Source organism: Polaribacter sp. BM10 (assembly GCF_002005425.1).
GTDB classification, from domain to species: domain Bacteria; phylum Bacteroidota; class Bacteroidia; order Flavobacteriales; family Flavobacteriaceae; genus Polaribacter; species Polaribacter marinaquae.
In genome coordinates this window covers 2068231-2087721 of record NZ_CP019704.1, presented here as the reverse complement: position 1 = coordinate 2087721, position 19491 = coordinate 2068231, and the positions used below count along the sequence as shown (strand labels likewise).

Annotated in this window: 15 protein-coding genes; 12 read left to right on the top strand and 3 right to left on the bottom strand. The window is 30.0% G+C overall.

From position 1 onward, the window contains the following. Position 1: 1 nt before the first annotated feature. The 3 genes from BXQ17_RS09285 to BXQ17_RS09275 are packed head-to-tail and all read right to left on the bottom strand — an operon-like array spanning position 2 to position 2939. The gene (locus BXQ17_RS09285) at positions 2-871 is read right to left on the bottom strand and encodes an acyl-CoA thioesterase II (protein WP_077810378.1); all 870 of its coding nucleotides are present in this window, start codon (positions 869-871) and stop codon (positions 2-4) included. Beyond that, a complete protein-coding gene (locus tag BXQ17_RS09280) occupies positions 872-2044 on the bottom strand; it encodes a peptidogalycan biosysnthesis protein (protein WP_254712358.1) in 1173 nt (390 codons plus the stop codon). It abuts the gene before it with no gap. 1 nt (position 2045) lies between these two features. Then, positions 2046-2939, bottom strand: coding sequence for a metallophosphoesterase (locus BXQ17_RS09275; protein ID WP_077810377.1), 894 nt, complete (start codon positions 2937-2939; stop codon positions 2046-2048). 197 nt (positions 2940-3136) lie between these two features. Here BXQ17_RS09275 and BXQ17_RS09270 point away from each other — a divergent pair, with 197 nt between their 5' ends. The 12 genes from BXQ17_RS09270 (at position 3137) to BXQ17_RS09220 (ending at position 19486) form a co-directional block, all read left to right on the top strand. Then, entirely contained in the window at positions 3137-4252 is a 1116-nt protein-coding gene (locus BXQ17_RS09270) for an efflux RND transporter periplasmic adaptor subunit (protein ID WP_077810376.1), read from the top strand. A gap of 3 nt (positions 4253-4255) precedes the next feature. Next, positions 4256-7480, top strand: coding sequence for an efflux RND transporter permease subunit (locus tag BXQ17_RS09265; RefSeq protein ID WP_077810375.1), 3225 nt, complete (start codon positions 4256-4258; stop codon positions 7478-7480). After that, complete coding sequence (locus tag BXQ17_RS09260) at positions 7437-8825, top strand: TolC family protein (protein ID WP_368348237.1); 1389 nt, start codon at positions 7437-7439, stop codon at positions 8823-8825. Before BXQ17_RS09265 ends, BXQ17_RS09260 begins: the two co-directional genes overlap by 44 nt. A gap of 63 nt (positions 8826-8888) precedes the next feature. Further along, on the top strand, positions 8889-9020 hold the full coding sequence (locus BXQ17_RS14670; RefSeq protein ID WP_302849558.1) for a hypothetical protein: 132 nt from the start codon (positions 8889-8891) through the stop codon (positions 9018-9020). Positions 9021-9099: 79 nt separating this feature from the next. Beyond that, complete coding sequence (locus BXQ17_RS09255; protein ID WP_077810374.1) at positions 9100-9732, top strand: Crp/Fnr family transcriptional regulator; 633 nt, start codon at positions 9100-9102, stop codon at positions 9730-9732. 51 nt (positions 9733-9783) lie between these two features. After that, positions 9784-10782 (top strand): DUF3365 domain-containing protein, encoded by a 999-nt coding sequence (locus tag BXQ17_RS09250; RefSeq protein ID WP_077810373.1) that lies wholly within the window; start codon positions 9784-9786, stop codon positions 10780-10782. An 8-nt stretch (positions 10783-10790) separates the two neighbouring features. Continuing rightward, positions 10791-11087, top strand: coding sequence for a thioredoxin (gene trxA / locus BXQ17_RS09245; protein ID WP_077810372.1), 297 nt, complete (start codon positions 10791-10793; stop codon positions 11085-11087). A 155-nt stretch (positions 11088-11242) separates the two neighbouring features. Then, on the top strand, positions 11243-12598 hold the full coding sequence (locus BXQ17_RS09240) for a cytochrome ubiquinol oxidase subunit I (RefSeq protein WP_077810371.1): 1356 nt from the start codon (positions 11243-11245) through the stop codon (positions 12596-12598). A 10-nt stretch (positions 12599-12608) separates the two neighbouring features. Further along, positions 12609-13646, top strand: a complete 1038-nt coding sequence (gene cydB / locus BXQ17_RS09235; protein WP_077810370.1) for a cytochrome d ubiquinol oxidase subunit II — start codon at positions 12609-12611, stop codon at positions 13644-13646. A gap of 138 nt (positions 13647-13784) precedes the next feature. After that, entirely contained in the window at positions 13785-15095 is a 1311-nt protein-coding gene (locus BXQ17_RS09230) for a TolC family protein (RefSeq protein WP_077810369.1), read from the top strand. 8 nt (positions 15096-15103) lie between these two features. After that, positions 15104-16183: an efflux RND transporter periplasmic adaptor subunit gene (locus BXQ17_RS09225; protein ID WP_077810368.1), complete on the top strand. Its 1080-nt coding sequence runs from the start codon at positions 15104-15106 to the stop codon at positions 16181-16183. Positions 16184-16291: 108 nt separating this feature from the next. Further along, positions 16292-19486: an efflux RND transporter permease subunit gene (locus BXQ17_RS09220; RefSeq protein WP_077810367.1), complete on the top strand. Its 3195-nt coding sequence runs from the start codon at positions 16292-16294 to the stop codon at positions 19484-19486. The last annotated feature ends 5 nt before the right edge of the window (positions 19487-19491 follow it).

The window sequence follows — 19491 nt, the reverse complement described above, 5'->3', positions numbered from 1 at the left end:
ATTATTTTTTCTTTTTAGGTCTTAACAATCCTTCTTGTGCAAAAGATGCTATTAATTTACCGTCTCTTGTAAAAATATTTCCTCTAGATAAACCTCTAGCGCCAAAAGCATTTGGTGATTCTGCAGTAAAAAGCATCCAATCGTTAAAGTCAAAATCTCTAAAAAACCACATAGAATGATCTAAACTTGCAGTTTGCGTATTCCCAAAATTATACTTGCTTGCATTTGGATTAAAAGCAGCATTAAGTATGTTATAATCAGAAATATATGTAAGAATTTCTAGTTTTGTTCTAAAATCTAAGTTTTGCGGTTCACCTTTTAAGCGAAACCAAACTTGCTCTGTAGGTGGTAAGTTTTTTGGATCTAAAGGATTTGGAACTCTAACTGGTTTAAACTCTATTGGTCTTTTAACGTTTAAAAATTCTTTAGTAGATTTTGGTAAGAAATCTTCAAATTTCACCAACATATCATCCCAACTTAAAAGTTCTTCGGGTTGTTTTATGTCTTTATCAAAATTAGCTTGATGCTCAAAACCATCTTCTTGCTGATGAAAAGAAGCTGCAAGTATAAATATCGTTTTATCATGTTGTATTGCAGTTACTCTTCTTGTAGAAAAGCTTCCGCCATTTCTAACTTCTTCAACTTTATAATTAATAGGAACATTTAAATCTCCTGCTTCTAAAAAATAACCATGTAAAGAATGTAAAAATCTGTTTTCTGGAATTGTTCTATGTGCAGCATTAACGGCTTGTGCCAAAACTTGTCCGCCAAAAACTTGTGGGCTACCAATAGTATAACTATTACCGCTAAATATATTTTCGCCTACTTTTTCTAGATTTAAAAGTTTTATTAATTCTTGTATAGTTTGCATTTAACTTTGTTTTTTAAAAGGAAATTTTTGTTGAAACGGTGTTGGTTGAACTCTTTGCAAAAATAACTTTAAAATTTTGTTTTTAATAGTTTTCTTATGACGAAGATACATTGTTAAATTTTGGGGTGTTGCGCCTACAGAACTTTTAATCTCGCTTGCTGTTCGTCCGTAATTAATAGTGTTTAAATTATGTTTTATGGCAATTTCTATATAATTATAAAGCATTCTTTGGTAAATAGCATACGCTCTATTTAATTGATAATCGATACCAACAAAATGTGCATCTAAAGCATTTTTATTAATAACACCAGATATAAAACCAACCACTTCGCCGTTTAAACAATAGGTTTTTAAAATATAATTTTCACCTAGTTTTTCTTTTAAACTTATATAAGTTTCTAAATTAAAATCTACCAAATTAAAACTAGCATTGGTAGCTACTTTGGTATACAAAGATTTTATTTTAGGTAAAATATTTTCTATGGATGCAAGCGTAACATCTTCAATTACCAATTCTTTACTCTGTTTAAAAGCTTTTTTTGCTTTTACTCTAAACTTTGTTTTTAATGAAGCTAAATAATCATCAAAATTTAACCAATTTGTATCTAATTTTAAAACCATATTTGGTTCTACTGAAAAAGGATGGTAATTGTATAATTTTAACTTGTTTGTTATGTTTATAGAAGCATCGACAAAGTCTTTTATTAAAAAAGCATCAATTTGTTTTTTTAATTTTTTATCAGAATTTACAAAGTGATAAATACTAGCAGCTAGTTCTTTAACTACAGCTTTTTTATCTTGATTATTTTTGATGAACACACCGTGTTCTCCGCTAACAAATGTATTACCACATATTAACAGTTTTAAAGGTTTTGTTTCAGGAAAAAGATGCAGTTTTCTGCCAATATTCTTTAAAAAATCAAAATTATCTTTTATAGATTTTAAGTGAAAATCTACTATTTTTAAACTAGCAAAAGCAATAGGGTTTTTTAAATTATCAACTAAAATAATATAAGAAAATGTAATTTTTGGATGATTTATCTCTAAAGATTTTAAAAACTTTGGATTAAAATATAAGTTGTCTAAACAACCTAATTCTTTTAAGATTTCAGACGGAATTTCATCAATAGAAGAGAAATAAAGTGCCGTATTTGTATTCGTGAAACAAATCAAATTAATTTATATAATGTGTTAAGTTTTCTGGCCCTTCTAAAATGGTTCTTTTTATTTGCATTGTGCCATTATTGTTGGTTATTATGTGCCACTTTATAAGTGTAATTTCGTTGTTTTCTATTTCTATACCCGTTATAGATCTTGGATGTACGCAGCTACCATCATTAAAAAAAGGGATTTCACTTTTATCTGGAAAACGTGGCCTATGTGTGTGCCCGGTAATCATCATTTGATTATTATTTTCCATAATCCATTTTTCTAGTTTGTGCTCTACTTTTATACGTTCTTTAAAATTTTGAGCCGGACTTGTAGGGTCTGAAAAACCTAGAATTTGTAATGGTTTCCATAGTGTTTTTACTAAAAAACTGCTCAATCTCCAAAAAACATAATTAAACCAATCTGCTTGATGTCCGTGTAATAAAAAAATTCCTTTTCCGCTATTTTCATCTTCTAGAAAGATCGCTTCAGAAAAAGAGGCACCAATTAGTAGCTCTTTTTGTGTATCTGTTACAGAGTCGTAATAATAATGTAAATTCTTACGAATTGTTGCTGGGTTTTTGTATTTCATGTCATGGTTTCCCCAAATAAAATGTAACCTATTGTCATCATTAAACTTTTTAAGCAACATGTAAATGTGTTTATTTGCTCTAAAAATTCTTTCAAAACGTCTGTTTTCCCATAATTCGTCGCCATCACCTAATTCTATATAAGTAAAATTGTTAGTGTAGTAATGTTCTAAAGCATGCTTAAACATGTTTCTATTTCTAGCAAAATCGTCTGCAAAGCCATTGTTACCTCTATGAGAATCACTAAAAAACACAAATTTAGAATCTGTATTAAAACAAATTCTTTTAGCATTTTTAAAAGCACGAGAAATTCTTTTATTAGAAGACATTTATAAATTTTTAGATGATATAAAGATGCTAAAAAAAAGTGAGTTTCTAGAAGAACTAATTTTATTAGTAAATTATAACGTTTCTTTAACATAGTTGGTTTTAAACTTTACCAAATAGCTAGAGTCATAAAAAGTATCTTTGTGCCAACCACAAGAAAACTTTTTACGAACTATTAAAAAGTGAAACGAAACCAATTATGAGAAAAGTTATTCTAGCCATTCTAGGAGTATTAAGTATTGCAGGAGCAATATTATTAGGAAATTACCTTATTGATAAGAATCAAAAACCAAAACCAAAGTTTAAAAAACAGATAAAAACTGTATTTGTAGAAAATGTAGAGAATAAAGAAATTCCTATTATTTTATCTGCTAGCGGTAACTTAACTGCTAAAAATAAAATAGAAATTTTCTCTGAAGTACAAGGTGTTTTAAAAAGTTCAAACAAATTATTTAAACCAGGTACAAACTATTATAGAGGAGAAACACTTTTAAGTCTTAATAATGATGAGTTTTACGCTAGTTTACAATCTCAAAAAAGTAATTTATATAATTTAATTACTGCTATTTTACCAGATTTAAGATTAGATTATCCTAACGAGTTTAGCAAATGGGAATCTTATTTGAAGGGTTTTAATATGAACAATTCTACACCTAAAATTCCTGAGTTTTCTTCGGATAAAGAAAAGTATTTTATTTCTGGTAGAGGTATTATAACAGCTTATTACAATGTAAAAAATTTAGAAGTTCGTTTGTCTAAATATAAAATTAGAGCACCTTTTTCTGGTATTTTAACAGAAGCATTAGTTAGTCCGGGTTCTTTGGTAAGAGTTGGGCAAAAGTTGGGCGAATTTATCGACCCAAGTGTTTATGAAATGGAAGTTTCTATAAATTCTGAATTTGCAGATTTACTAAAAGTGGGCAATTCTGTAACACTAACAAATCTAGAGAAAACCAAAGAATATACAGGTAAAGTAGTTCGAGTAAATGGTAAAGTAGATCAGGTTTCGCAAACAATTAAAGCGTTTATCGATGTAAAACATAAAGATCTAAAAGAAGGGATGTTTTTAGAAGCAAATTTGGTTGCTAAATCAGAATCTAATGCAATCGAAATCCCTAGAAAATTATTAATAGATAATACCGCAGTTTACACAGTTAAAAACGATAGTATTTTGAGCTTAGTTTCTGTGCAACCAGTATATTTTGGAACAGATAAAGTAGTGATTAAAGGAATCGAAAATGACGCAAAAATTTTAACGCAAACTTTACCAGGAGCTTTCGACGGAATGGTTGTAAAAATTAATAAAAAGAAGTAAACTATGAAAAAAATCATTACTTATTTTATTAAATATCCGGTTGCTGTAAATGTAATGATTCTTGCATTTATTATTTTTGGAGCGGTTGGTGCAATTAGCATGAAATCTTCGTTTTTTCCGCTAGTAGATTCGCAACTTATTCAAATAAGTTTAGCGTATCCTGGTGCTTCACCAGCAGAAATGGAAGAAGGTGTTGTTTTAAAAATTGAAGACAATTTAAAAGGAATTGTTGGTGTAGAAAGAGTAACATCTGTTTCTAGAGAAAACTCTGCAAGTGTAAATATCGAAGTAGAAAAAGGTAAAGACATAGATGTTGTTTTATCTGATGTTAAAAATGCAGTAGATAGAGTTCCGTCTTTTCCTTCTGGTATGGAGCCGGCAGTAATTGCAAAGGTAGAAAGTATAAGACCAACAATAAGTTTTACGGTTAGTGGAGAAAATGTTCCTTTAAAATCGTTAAAACAATATGCCAGAAATGTAGAAAATGATATTAGAGGTATCGAAGGAATTTCTCAAGTAGCAATTTCTGGTTTTCCAGACGAAGAAATAGAAATTTCTGTTAGAGAAAACGATTTACGCTCTTACAATATGTCTTTTACAGAGGTTGCAAATGCCATAAGAAACTCTAATATTTTAATTACTGGTGGTAACATAAAAACATCCGAAGAAGATTATTTAATTAGAGCAAGTAATCGTTCTTATTATGGTGTAGAACTTCAAAACTTAATAGTTAGAACATCTACAGATGGTAATATTATTCGATTAAAAGATATTGCAAAAGTTAGCGATACTTGGTCTGAAACGCCAGATAGATTGTATTACAACGGTAATTTAGCAATTAATGTTACGGTAAGTAATACAAATAACGAAGACTTAATTAGTTCTGCAGATAAAATTAAAGAATACATTCATAAATTTAATCAGCAACAACAAAATGTACAATTAAATATTTCTAGTGATGCTTCTATTACGCTAAATGGTAGAACGAAATTATTAATAGAAAACGGAGTTGTAGGTATCTTGTTGGTGTTGTTTTTCTTGGCCTTATTTTTAAATTTAAGATTGGCAATTTGGGTAGCTTTTGGTTTACCTGTAGCATTTTTCGGGATGTTTATTTTTGCTGCTCAGTTTGATGTAACAATTAATGTGTTATCATTATTTGGTATGATCATCGTTATTGGTATTTTGGTTGATGATGGTATTGTGATTGGAGAGAATATTTATCATCATTATTACGATTTAGGAAAATCTAAAATAAATGCAGCAATTGATGGAACAATGGAAGTTATTCCGCCAATTGTATCTGCTATTTTAACTACAATTATTGCATTTTCTACATTCTTTTTTGTTGATGGTAGAATAGGAAGTTTTTTTGGTGAAGTTTCTACAATTGTATTATTAACATTAACGGTTTCTTTGGTAGAAGCATTGGTTATTTTACCGGCGCATATTGCACATTCTAAAGCTTTAGAAAGAAAAAGAGAAGAAAACGGAGAAGAGAAAAAAACCAATTTTTTCGATACTTTTTTTACAAAAGTAAACAAAGCAGCAGATAGGTTGTTAATGAAATTAAGAGATACTTTTTACATGCCTTTTTTAAAGTTCTGTTTGCAAAACAAAGTTTTTGCATTGTCTTTACCAATTGCGCTTGTAATATTTAGTATTATGGCAATGAATGCAGGTATTGTAAAACAAGCGTTTTTTCCAAGAATAGCAAGTGATAGAGTTCAGATAACTTTAACAATGCCACAAGGTACTAACGAGCAAATTACAGATTCTATAATATCGTCTATAGAAGAAAAAGTTTGGTTAACAAATACAGAATACACAGAAAAACAAACAGGTAATATTTCTGTAGTAGAAAATGTTATTAAAAGAATTGGACCTGGTAGTGCAAACGCAACTTTAACGGTAAATCTTTTACCTGGTGAAGCCAGAGATTTCTCGTCACCAGAAATTACAAATTCTATTAGCGATAAAGTTGGTAAAGTTTATGGTGTAGAAAGTTTAACTTTTGGGTCTGGTGGTAATTTTGGTGGAAGTCCGGTTGCTGTTTCTTTATTAGGTAATAATATTAGCGAGTTAAAAGCTGCTAAACAAGAGCTTAAGAAAGAGCTAGAAAACAATGCTCTACTTAAAGATATTGCAGATAATGATCCTGCCGGAATTAAAGAAATTCAAATTACTTTAAAAGACAATGCGTATTTATTAGGCTTGAATTTGCAAGCAATCATGGCGCAAATTAGATATGGTTTCTTCGGATTTCAGGCTCAAAGATTTCAAAGAGGTCAAGATGAAATTAAAGTTTGGGTTCGTTATGATAAAAAAGATAGATCTTCTATAAAGAATTTAGATGACATGCGAATTTCTACACCTTCTGGTACTCGAGTTGCATTTTCTGAAATTGCAAATTATACAATTGCTAGAGGTGATATTGCAATAAATCATTTAAAAGGTAAAAGAGAAATTCAAATTACAGCAGATTTAAAAGATCTAGAAACAAGTGCAACAGAAATTTTAGATGATATTAAAACAAGGGTAATGCCAGAAATAATATCTAAATATCCAACAGTTTCACCGTTATATGAAGGTCAAAATAGAGAAGCTAAAAAAACTACAGATTCTGTAAATGTTGTTGGGCCTATTATTTTATTACTAATTTATATTGTAATCGCATTTACGTTCCGTTCTTATAGCCAGCCAATTTTATTAATAATCATGATTCCTTTTAGTATGATTGGAGTAGTTTGGGGGCATTACTTTCATAATTTTCCAATTGGTATTTTATCCTTTTTAGGAATTATTGCCTTAATAGGAATTATGGTAAACGATGGTTTGGTATTAATTGGTAAGTTTAATAATTACCTTAAAGAAGGCATGAAATACGATGATGCTTTAATTGCTGCAGGTCAATCTCGTTTTAGAGCGATATTTTTAACTTCTTTAACTACAGTTGCAGGTTTAGCACCTTTATTATTAGAAAAAAGTAGGCAAGCACAATTTTTAATTCCAATGGCAATTTCAATTTCTTATGGTATTGCAATTGCTACTGTTTTAACGTTGGTTATGTTGCCTATTTTACTTTCTGTGTCTAACTCTATTAAAGTAAAGGCTAAGTGGTTAAAAACAGGAGAACCTGTAACAAAAGAAGAGGTAGAAAGAGCAATTATAGAAGCCAAAGTAGATGAAGAAGAACAAACTCTTAAGATTAATTCAAAAGAAGAATAATATGAGATTGGTAAGAAAAACAATATTAGCAGTCGTTTTTTTATCGACTTTACAAATGGTTTCTCAAGAAATTTTAACCAAAGAAAAAGCGCTAGAAATAACATTAGAAAATAATTTCGGAATTAAAATTGCCAAGAATAACTTAGAAATTGCAGAGAACAATACAAGTATTTATAATACAGGTAAATTACCATCTGCAACTTTTAATTCTGGTGCAAACTATAGTAGAAACAATCAAAGTTTAATTTTTACGGATAGAGATACTGGTGATGATTCTGAAATATCTGGTAATGGTGTTGTAGCAAAAACATACAATGCATCACTTGCTGTAAACTATACAATTTTTGATGGTTTTGGTCGTAAATATAATGTAGAGCAATTAAAAGAAACCTATAATTTAACAGAGTTACAAGCTAGAGAAACCATAGAAAACACATATTTACAATTGTTTACAACGTATTTTCAAATTGCTCGTTTATCAGAAAATACAGACAACTTAACAGAAGCACTAACTATTTCTAAACAACGCTTACAACGTGCTAAATATCAATATGATTATGGTCAATCTACCAAATTAGAGTTTTTAAACGCGCAAGTAGATGTAAATAATGATAGCATTTCTTTAATCGCAGCAAAACAACAATTAAACAATGCAAAACGTGGTTTAAATGTTATTTTAGGTAAAAAAAACGATGCAAATTTTTCTGTTGAAACAGAAGTGACTTATAATAAAATGTTAAACTTTAATGATTTAAAAAATAAAACATTAGAAAATAATTCGCTTTTAAAACAGAATGAAAAAAACATTGCTATAAGCGAGTTTAATATCAAAATTAACAAAGCAAGTTATTTACCGTCTTTAAATTTTAATGCTTCTTATGGTTATAATAGAACTAGAAACGAGAATTTAATCAATCCTTTTGGCGCAAAATTAATTACGTCTGATGGTTTAAATGCGGGTGTTAATTTAACATGGAATATTTTTGATGGAGGTTCAACAAAAACAAGAATTGCCAATTCTAAAATTGCTTTAGAAAATCAGCAAATACTTTTAGAACAACAAAAAATAACTATAGAAAATAATCTAAAGAATACTTGGGAAAATTATCAAAATCAGTTATTTATTTTAAAAGCTCAAGAAACAAATGTTTTAACTACAGAGAATAACTTTAAAAGAACACAAGAGCGATACAAACTAGGGCAAGTAACCTCAATAGAGTTTAGACAAGCTCAAATAAATCTTATAAACTCTAAAACGGCATTAAATAATGCAAAGTTTGATGCGAAATTAATTGAACTTCAATTATTACAATTAAGCGGAGATATTTTAAACGTAGATTTTTAAAACCTGATTAATATCATAAATTTTAAAGTCCATAGTTTTTAGTTTTGTAGCAAACTTAAAATTATGGACTTTTTAAATTTTCCGCTAGTTTCTTGGGTAAACGGTACAGTTATGATTGGTGTATTTGCTGTTGTAGTAATCGGTTTAATAGTAACAATTTTTTTATTGATAAATTCAGATAAGAAAGTAAAATAATCAAACTTAAATCTTTAATAGGTTTAAAATACTTTGCGTAAAATCATTTTATTATTTTTATACTTTTAAAATTTATAAAATGGCAGACGAATTAGCGACTAATTTTGGATATCTTTTTGAAGATAGTTTAATACAAGAAATCACAGAAATAGGTGTTTCTAAAGCTTATAAAGCAGAGTCTACAATTATAGATCGAGGAGATTACATAACTTCGATGCCATTATTACTTTCTGGAGCTATAAAAATACTTAGAGAAGATGAAAAAGGCGAGGAGCTAGTTTTATATTATTTAGAAAAAGGAGATACTTGTGCCATGACACTTTCTTGCTGTATGGGACAAACAAAAAGCAAAATAAGAGCCGTTGCAGAAACAGATGTAGAGTTAATAATGTTGCCAAAAGAAAAGATGACCGCATGGTTAAGCTCTTATAAATCTTGGCAATCTTTTATTTTACAAAGTTACCACAACCGAGTAGAAGAACTTCTTGTTGCAGTAGATACTATTGCTTTTTTAAAGATGGACGAGCGCCTTTTTAAGTATTTAAAAGACAAAGCTATGGTTACACACAATGATGTTTTACAAGTAACTCACAAACAAATTTCAGACGATTTACACACTTCTAGAGTTGTAATTTCTAGATTGTTAAAAAAGCTAGAGAATGAAAATAAAATTCAACTTTTTAGAAACAATATAAAGGTTCTAGAACTGTAACATTGGTTACTGTACAAAAGAAAATTAGAGTCTATTTTTGTAAAAAAAAAGATGAGATTACTTACATTATTATTAGTATTCATACTATTTTTCAGTTGTAAAGATAATAACAGGCCTTCATACTCTAAAAAAGAAGTAATAACTTCTAAAAACATTCAACAACCAGAAGGTAAAAAACTCATGGAAAATAAATGTTATGTTTGTCATAGTCCTTCTGCTTCGCATGATGATAGAATTGCACCTCCTATGATTGCTATCAAAAAACATTATATTTCTTCAGAAACCACTAAAGAGAAGTTTATAGAATCTGTACAAAGTTTTGTGAAAAACCCTACTAAAGAAACTTCAAAAATGAGAGGTGCTGTAAGAAGATTTGGTCTAATGCCTAAACAGGTCTTTGCAGCAAACGATATTAAAAAAATTGCTGAATATATTTATGATAATAATATTGAACAACCAGAATGGTTTGAGTCTCATTTTAATGAAGAAAGAGGTAAAGGAAAGGGAAAAGTAAAAACGAAAGGGAAGCAAGACCATAAAATGGGTGAAAATTTTAAAGATTTACCAAATTCTGAGAGAGGTTTGCAATATGCTCTTTCTACAAAAGCAGTTTTAGGCAAAAATTTAATGAGTAAAATTCAAAAAGAAGGTACACTAGAAGCGTTAAAATTTTGCAACGTAAAAGCATATCCTTTAACAGATAGTATGTCTGTTTTTCACAAAGCAACTATTAAAAGAGTTTCAGATAAACCTAGAAACCCTAAAAATGCTGCTAATTTAGAGGAACTAAAAATGATTAAATTATTTAAAAAAGATGTTGCAGTAAATAAAGAATCAGAGCCAATAGTAGTAGAAACTGCAAACAATATAAATGTTTATTACCCTATTAAAACAAATAGTATGTGTTTGCAATGCCATGGATCTCCTAAAAAAGAAGTTACAGAAAACACGCTTTCTAAATTAAAAGAATTATATCCCAAAGATCAGGCTTTGGGTTACGATATAAATCAAGTTCGTGGAATTTGGAATGTTTCATTTAACAAAAAATAGTTTTAAACATGAGTAAATTTTCAGAAATAATACATCAAGAAAAACCTGTTTTAGTCGATTTTTTTGCAGAATGGTGTGGTCCTTGTAAAATGATGAGTCCAATTTTAAAACAAGTTAAAGACGTTTTAGGCGACAAGGTTTCAATTATTAAAATAAATGTTGATAAAAATCAATCATTAGCATCAAAATATCAAGTTAGAGGAGTGCCAACTTTTATGGTTTTTAAAGAAGGAAAACAGCTTTGGCGACAATCTGGAGTTTTACAAACAAAAGAATTGGTTGAAATTATAAAAAGATTTAGTTAACCCTAAAGCACTTGCGTAGACAAGTGCTTTTTTTATGAGTTTACATTTTAATAATTCAAGTATTGTAAACTTAATTAAACACGATAAAATGTAATATTTGTTACATTAAAAATAATAGAAAGATTTTACATTTACTGTATATTTAATTCATTATCATGGATACAGAAATTTTAGCACGAATTCAGTTTGCATTCACAATTGCCTTTCACTATATATATCCACCTTTAAGTATAGGGATAGGATTTATTATGGTAATAATGGAAGGTTTATATTTAAAAACGGGTAATAAACATTATGAAATTTTAACTCGTTTTTGGTTAAAAATATTCGCTATAACTTTTGGTATAGGTGTTGCTACCGGAATTATTATGGAGTTTGAATTTGGTACCAATTGGTCTGTTTATTCAAAATATGTTGGTGATATTTTTGGTAGTGCATTAGCAGCAGAAGGCTTGTTTGCATTTGGTTTAGAAAGTACCTTTTTGGGCATTTTAATTTTTGGATGGAACAGAGTATCACCGAAAGTACATTTTATTTCTACTATTGGTGTTTTTTTAGGTTCTATGTTTTCTGCAGTTTGGATTGTTGTAGCCAATAGTTGGCAACAAACTCCTGCAGGTTATCATATTGTAGGTGAAGGTTTAAATGCTAGGGCAGAAGTTACCGATTTTTGGGAAATGGTTTTTAATCCATCTAGTGTAGATAGAATTATTCATGTATGGCAAGGAGCTTTTTTAGCAGGTGCTTTTTTGGTTTTAAGTGTTCATGCCTATTATCTTTTAAAAGGACGATATATTACAATTTCTAAAAAAGCATTTAAAATTGCTTTAGCTGTGGCAACCATTATCTCTTTAACACAATTAGTTTCTGGGCATAGTTCTGCGGATGGTGTTGCAAAAAATCAGCCAGCTAAATTAGCCGCAATGGAAGGGCATTATGAAAAATCGGCGCCGGCAGATTTGTATCTTTTTGGTTGGGTAGATGATGAAAGTCAAGAAGTTATAGGTTTAGCTTTACCTGGTGGATTATCCTTTTTAGTACATCAAGATTTTGAAGCACCAGTTACTGGCTTAAACGCTTTTTCAGAAGAAGACAGACCAGGACAAGTAAATGCAGTTTTTCAGTTTTATCATATCATGATTGCTATCGGAATGTTTTTAATCGCATTAACATTATATGCAAGTTTTTTATGGTGGAGAGGAAAATTATTCGACAAAAGATGGCTTTTACATATTTTTGCATTCTCCGTAATTTTGCCGCAAATAGCCAATCAAGTAGGTTGGTTTGCTGCAGAAATGGGTAGACAACCTTGGATTGTTTATGGGCATTTAAGAACCAACGAAGGCTTTTCTCAAGAAGTATCATCAAATCAAATTCTCTTTTCGTTAATCCTATTTTTAGTAGTTTATACGTTATTATTTCTTTTGTTTATTTATTCTCTACATAAAAAAATAAAGCATGGTCCTTATGATGAAGCTAAAAATCCTAATGAATTTTTAAAACATGTTTAGCGTTATACTTATGGAAACTTTTTTAGGGGTAGATTACCCAACGTTATGGTATTTAGTGGTTGGATTATTATTTTCTGGATATGCTATTTTAGAAGGTTTTGATTACGGTGCCGGAGCATGGCATTTATTTTTAAGAAAAGATTTAAGTAGGCGTGTTGCTATAAATGCAATTGGGCCTCTTTGGGATGCAAACCAAGTTTGGTTAATTATTGGTGGTGGTGCTTTGTTTGCAGGTTTTCCAGTAATGTATGCAACTATGTTATCTGCAATGTATATTCCGTTTATGCTATTTTTAGTTTTATTGGTATTACGTTCTTCGGCTATTAAGTTTAGAAGTTCAGAAAAAATGATTTGGTGGAGAAAAACATGGGACATTATTTATTTTGTTTCCAATACTTTAATAGCTTTTCTATTGGGTGTTGTTTTAGGCAATATACTGCAAGGGTTTGAAATAGGAGAAAATTATAGCTACAAAGGCGGGATATTTTTTGCTTTTTTAAGTCCGTATGCAATTATGGTTGGTTTCACAACCTTGTCTATTTTTATGACTCAAGGTGCCATTTTTTTATTATTAAAAACAGAAGGACGTTTGTATGCAAGATTAACATTTTTACTTAAAAAGGGAATGGTATTTTTTATTCTATCTTTTACAGTTACGTCTTTTTATACTTTGGTTTTTTTACCAGGAGTTACCGATAAATTTAAAGAATACCCTGTGTTTTTTATTTTACCTATTCTTGCTTTCTTAGCAGTAGCGAATGTGCCAAGGTTGGTTTCTAAGAAAAAATATGGCAATGCTCTGGTTTTCTCATCGTTAACAATGGCGTTTTTATTAATGCTAGTTGCTTTTCAATTGTACCCTGTTTTATTGCCTTCTACCATAGACCCTAAATTTAGTGTTACTATTTATAATGCAGCATCATCTCAAAAATCTTTAGGCATTATGTTAACAATTGTTTTAATTGGAGCACCGCTTTTAGCAGGATACTTTTTGTTTTTATATAAAACTTTTCACGGTAAGGTAAAGTTAGATGATACAAGTTATTAGAAGCTGATTTAGTTAGTAAATTAAGAGTTAATTAAAAAGCACTTAAATCTCTATGATTTAAGTGCTTTTTCTTTAGTAACTAATGTTACTAAAAAAAGATTTTATTCGATTTAGCTTTGTACTGTTAAAATAGAATAGATGAATAGAATAATAAAAAGTGTATTTGTAATTGTGTTGTTGTTTTCTAAACAATTACCTGCACAAGAAATAATTTCGATTGGTAAGTCTGAGGTTTTGTCTAAAATATCTGAAAACAATTTATCCTTAAAAATTTCTAAAGAAGACTTTAATGCTGCAAAAGCAGATTACAGAAAAACAAATGCAGTGTTTTTACCAAACATTACTGCAAGTCATACAGGTATTTCTACAACGAATCCTTTAATGGCTTTTGGGTCTAAATTAAATCAAGAAATATTAACGCAAAACGATTTTAATCCAGCGTTATTGAATGATCCAACCACTACTAGAAATTTTGCTACAAAGATTGAAATTCAGCAACCATTAATAAATCTTGACGGTTTTTATCAAAGAAAAGCAGCCAAATCTAAAATGGAAGCAATGTCTTTAAAAACAGAAAGAATGCAAGATTACTTGGTGTTTGAAGTAGATAAGGCATATATGCAATTGCAATTAGCTTACAAAGCAGTAGACGTTATAGAAAAAGCATTAAAAGCAGCCAATGCAAATAAACAAATGGCAGATAATAGTTTTAAACAAGGGTTTTTACAGCGTGCAGATGTTTTAAATGTTGAGGTAAGAGTTACAGAAGTTAAAAACCAATTGCAAACCGCCAAAAGTAATGTACAAAACGCCTCTAATTATTTGTCTTTTTTGATGAATGATAAAACTTATGTTGTATACAAACCAAAAGAAAACTTATCAGTGGTTAGTTTTAATGTTGATGATAAAAAAATATCAGAAAACAGATCTGATATCAAAGCAATGGAACTTGCTTTAAAAGGATTTGAAGCAATGAATAAAGCAGATAAAATGGCTTTTTTACCTCGTTTAAATGCTTTTGGTAGTTATGAAATGTATGATAATAAAATATTTCAAGGAAATGCAAACGGGTATTTAATAGGAGCGCAATTAAGTTGGGATTTGTTTCAAGGTTCTAAACGTTTTGGAAAAGCGCAAAAAAGTAAAGCTGAATTCGAGAAATCTAAGTTAGAATATAATCAATATGTTTCTAAAAGTAATTTAGAATTAAACAAAGTAAAACGCCAATTGGTTGATGCTAAAAGTAGATTAGAATTAACAAGTTTAGCAGTGCAACAATCTGAAGAATCTTTAAGAATTAGAAAAAATAGATTTAAAGAAGGATTAGAAAAAACATCTGATTTATTAATGGCAGAAACTCAATTTGCTAAAAAGCAATTAGAATATTACCAAACAATTTTCGAATACAATTTTACACAAACTTATTTAGAATTTTTAACTAAAGAATAATCATTAAAATGAAAAAATATATCTACATAATCGCGTTTTTATTTACATCAATATTTATTACTAGTTGTGGTAGCGAAGAAAAAAAAGCAGTAATAGATACTGCTCCTGCCATTAAAATTTCGGTAAATAAAGTTGCTATAAATAGTAATAGCCAATTTTTGTCTGTAAGTGGTAAAATACAAGCAGCAAATAGTATAGATTTAAGTACTAGAATGATGGGTTACGTAAAAAAAGTGCATGTAAATGTTGGAGATAAAGTAAGAAAGGGTCAGTTATTAGTTTCTATTAATAATACAGATTTAGAAGCTAAAAAAGGACAAGTAAATGCAGGAATAATTCAAGCAAAAGCGGCTTTTAAAAATGCAGAAAAGAATTACAATCGTTTTAAAAACTTATTTGCAAGTAACAGTGCTACTCAAAAAGAAATGGATGATATGACTACAAATTACGAAATGGCAAAAGCCGGATTAGAATCTGCAAATCAGATGAAAAACGAAATTAATGCACAGTTTACGTATTCTAATATTACAGCTCCTTTTAGTGGTGTAATTACAAGTAAAAATGTAGAAAACGGAGATATGGCAAATCCAGGAATGCCATTAATTAGTTTAGAAACTCCTAAAGTATTTGAAGTAATTGCAATGGTGCCAGAAACTGAAATTTCTAAGATTAAGAAAGGAACATCTGTAAATGTTTTGGTAAAATCTTTGGATAAAATCTTGAAAGGAAAAGTTAGTGAAGTAAGTACTTCTGCTAAAAATACTGGAGGACAATATTTAGTAAAAATAAATTTAGATAAAACAGATGTAAATATTTTATCAGGTATGTTTTCTACAGTTCAGTTTCCTGTAGAAAGAGAAGTAAAATCTAAGTTGGTTTTAATTCCTACGGATGCAATAGTTAAAAATGGACAATTATCTGGAGTTTATACAGTAAGTGAAAGTAACACGGCAATTTTACGTTGGTTACGTTTAGGTAGAACTTACGGAAATGAAGTTGAAGTTTTATCTGGTTTAAATGCAGATGAATCTTACATAGTTTCTGCGCAAGGAAAATTATTTAACGGAGCAAAAATTACAATTCAATAACTAACATTCCGCGTTAAGGATAGCAATGGAAATCCTTTTTTTGCTTCCATTTATGGCAAAAAAAGATTGAAATGGATAGCCTGTTAAAACGCCCAAAAAATAAATAATATGAAAGAAGGTTTAGCTGGTAAAATTGCAAAAGTCTTTATAGGATCTAAACTTACAGTGCTTCTAATGATCGTTTTTATGGTTGTTGGTGTGTATGCTTCGTTTTTAATTCCTAGAGAAGAAGAGCCGCAAATTGATGTGCCAATGGCAGATATTTTTGTGGGTTACCCAGGCGCAAGTCCTACAGAAGTAGAAAATAGAGTTGTAAAACCTTTAGAGAAATTAATTTCTAATATTAAGGGTGTAGAGTATGTGTATGCCACTGCTATGAACGAAAAAGCAATGGTAATTGTGCAGTTTTACGTGGGCGAAGATATTGAGCGTTCGTTTGTGAAATTGTACAACGAAATTAACAAACATATGGATCAAATGCCACAAGGTGTTACGTTTCCGTTAGTAAAAACACGTGCTATTGATGATGTACCAATGCTGGGATTAACCTTGTGGAGCGAAAATTATAACGATTTTCAGCTTGGACAAATGGCACAAGAATTAGAAAGCGAAATTAAAAAGGTAAATGACGTTTCGATTACCCACAAAATTGGAGGAAGAAATCGTCAGTTAAGAGTTGTTTTAGATAAAGATAAATTGGCTGCTAGCGGATTAGATTTCTTATCTGTTTCTGAAATGATAAAAGCCAATAATACACAATTAAGTTCTGGTAGTTTTGATAAAAACGATACAGAATTTTTAGTAAATACAGGTAAATTTTTAGCTTCTGTTACAGATGTAGAAAACTTAGTTGTTGGTGTGCAGCAGAATTTGCCAATTTATTTAAAACAAATTGCAACTATTGTTGATGGACCAGAAATTCCACAAAACTATGTGTCTTTAGGTTTTGGACAAGCAAGTGATAAAGTTCAAACTTATAAATCTGAATATCCTGCAGTTACGATTTCTGTTGCTAAAAGAAAAGGAGCAGATGCCATGAAAATTGCAGAAGTAGTTTTAGATAAAGTAGCTCATTTAAGAACTACATTATTACCAGATGATGTTCACGTTGAAGTTACTAGAAATTATGGAGAAACAGCTTCTCATAAAGTATCAGAATTGTTATTACACCTTATTGGCTCTATCATTGCTGTAACATTGGTTGTTATGTTAGCTATGGGTTGGCGTGGTGGATTGGTCGTGTTTTTATCTGTGCCAATTACGTTTGCTTTAACCTTGTTAAGCTATTATATGTTAGATTATACTTTAAACAGAATTACGCTTTTTGCTTTGGTTTTTGTTACAGGTATTGTGGTTGATGATTCTATTATTATTGCAGAAAATATGCATAGGCATTTTAAAATGAAACGCTTGCCTTTTAAACAAGCGGCTTTATATGCAATTAATGAAGTTGGTAACCCAACAATTTTAGCAACATTTACTGTAATTGCTTCTGTTTTACCAATGGCTTTTGTGTCTGGTTTAATGGGGCCTTATATGGCGCCAATGCCAATAGGGGCATCAATTGCAATGATTTTATCTTTATTTGTGGCATTAACAATTACACCTTATTTAGGATATATTTTCTTAAGAGAAAAAGATAAAAAAGGAGGAGAAGAAAAAGTTGAAAAACCGTTAGAAGAAACGTTTATCTATAGAGTATACAATAAATTTGAGAGACCTTTATTAGAAAATGCAACCAAAAGATGGTTGTTTTTAGGAGGAACATTTTTTGTTTTAATTGCAACTATGGGATTATTTGTAACCAATTCTGTTGCAGTAAAAATGTTGCCTTTTGATAATAAAAACGAGTTTCAGGTGGTAATAGATATGCCAGAGGGAACAACTTTAGAAAGAACAGGCGTTGTTACACAAGAAATTGCTCAGTATTTATCTACAAGACCAGAAGTGGTGAATTATCAAAATTACATTGGTACTTCTGCACCAATAACTTTTAACGGTTTAGTACGTCATTATGATTTACGTGGAGGAAGTAATATGGCAGATATTCAGGTGAATTTGGTTGATAAAGGAGATAGAACAATTCAAAGTCACGGAATTGCTAAGTTACTTAGACCAGAAATTCAGAAAATTGCATCAAAATACAATGCAAATGTTAAGTTGGTAGAAGTTCCACCAGGACCTCCAGTTTTATCGACAATTGTTGCTGAGGTTTACGGACCAGATTATAAAGAGCAAATTAGAATAGCAAACGATGTTCAGAATATCTTAAAAAATACCGATGATGTTGTAGATATTGATTGGATGGTAGAAGCTGATCAAAAAGAATATCAATTTGAAATCAATAAAGAAAAAGCAATGTTATATGGTGTTGCGCCACAGCAAATTGCATATACCATGAATATGGCTTTATCTAATAGAGCAATAACAACTTTATATGATGAAGATGCTGTAAATCAGGTTGGTTTGGTGTTGAGTTTAGATGAAAAAGAAAAATCTACTATTTCAGATATTTCTCAATTAAAAGTAAAATCTAAAATGGGAACTATGGTTCCTATTGCAGATTTGGTTGAAATTAAAGAAACGGTTGCAGCAAAAAGTATTTACAGAAAAAACCAAAAACGTGTTGTGTATGTTATGGCAGATATGGCTGGGGAATTAGAAAGTCCTGCTTATGCAATTCTGGGAATGGAAAAGAAATTGAATACAATTGAACTTCCTGAAGGATACAAATTAAACGAAATGTATTTAGGTCAGCCAGATTACGAAGACGATTATACTGTAAAATGGGATGGAGAATGGCAAATTACCTTAGAGGTTTTTAGAGATTTAGGAATTGCTTTTTTAGGCGCAATTATTTTGATTTATATTTTAATTGTGGGTTGGTTTCAAAACTTTAAAGCACCAGTTGTAATGATGGTTGCCATTCCATTATCATTAATAGGAATTATTTTAGGACACTGGATTATGGGCGCTTTCTTTACTGCAACTTCATTTATTGGAATGATTGCTTTGGCCGGAATTATGGTAAGAAACTCTGTTTTGTTGATTGATTTTATCAACCTAAGAATAGCAGAAGGAATTCCTATTAAACAAGCAGCTATAGAAGCAGGAGCAGTAAGAACAACACCAATTTTATTAACTGCAGGTACAGTGGTAATTGGAGCATTTGTTATTCTTTTTGATCCAATTTTTCAAGGATTGGCAATTTCGTTAATGGGAGGTACAATTGTTTCTACTGTGTTAACATTATTGGTTGTGCCATTAGTTTATTATATGATAGAAAAAAAGAATTATAAATAAAAACA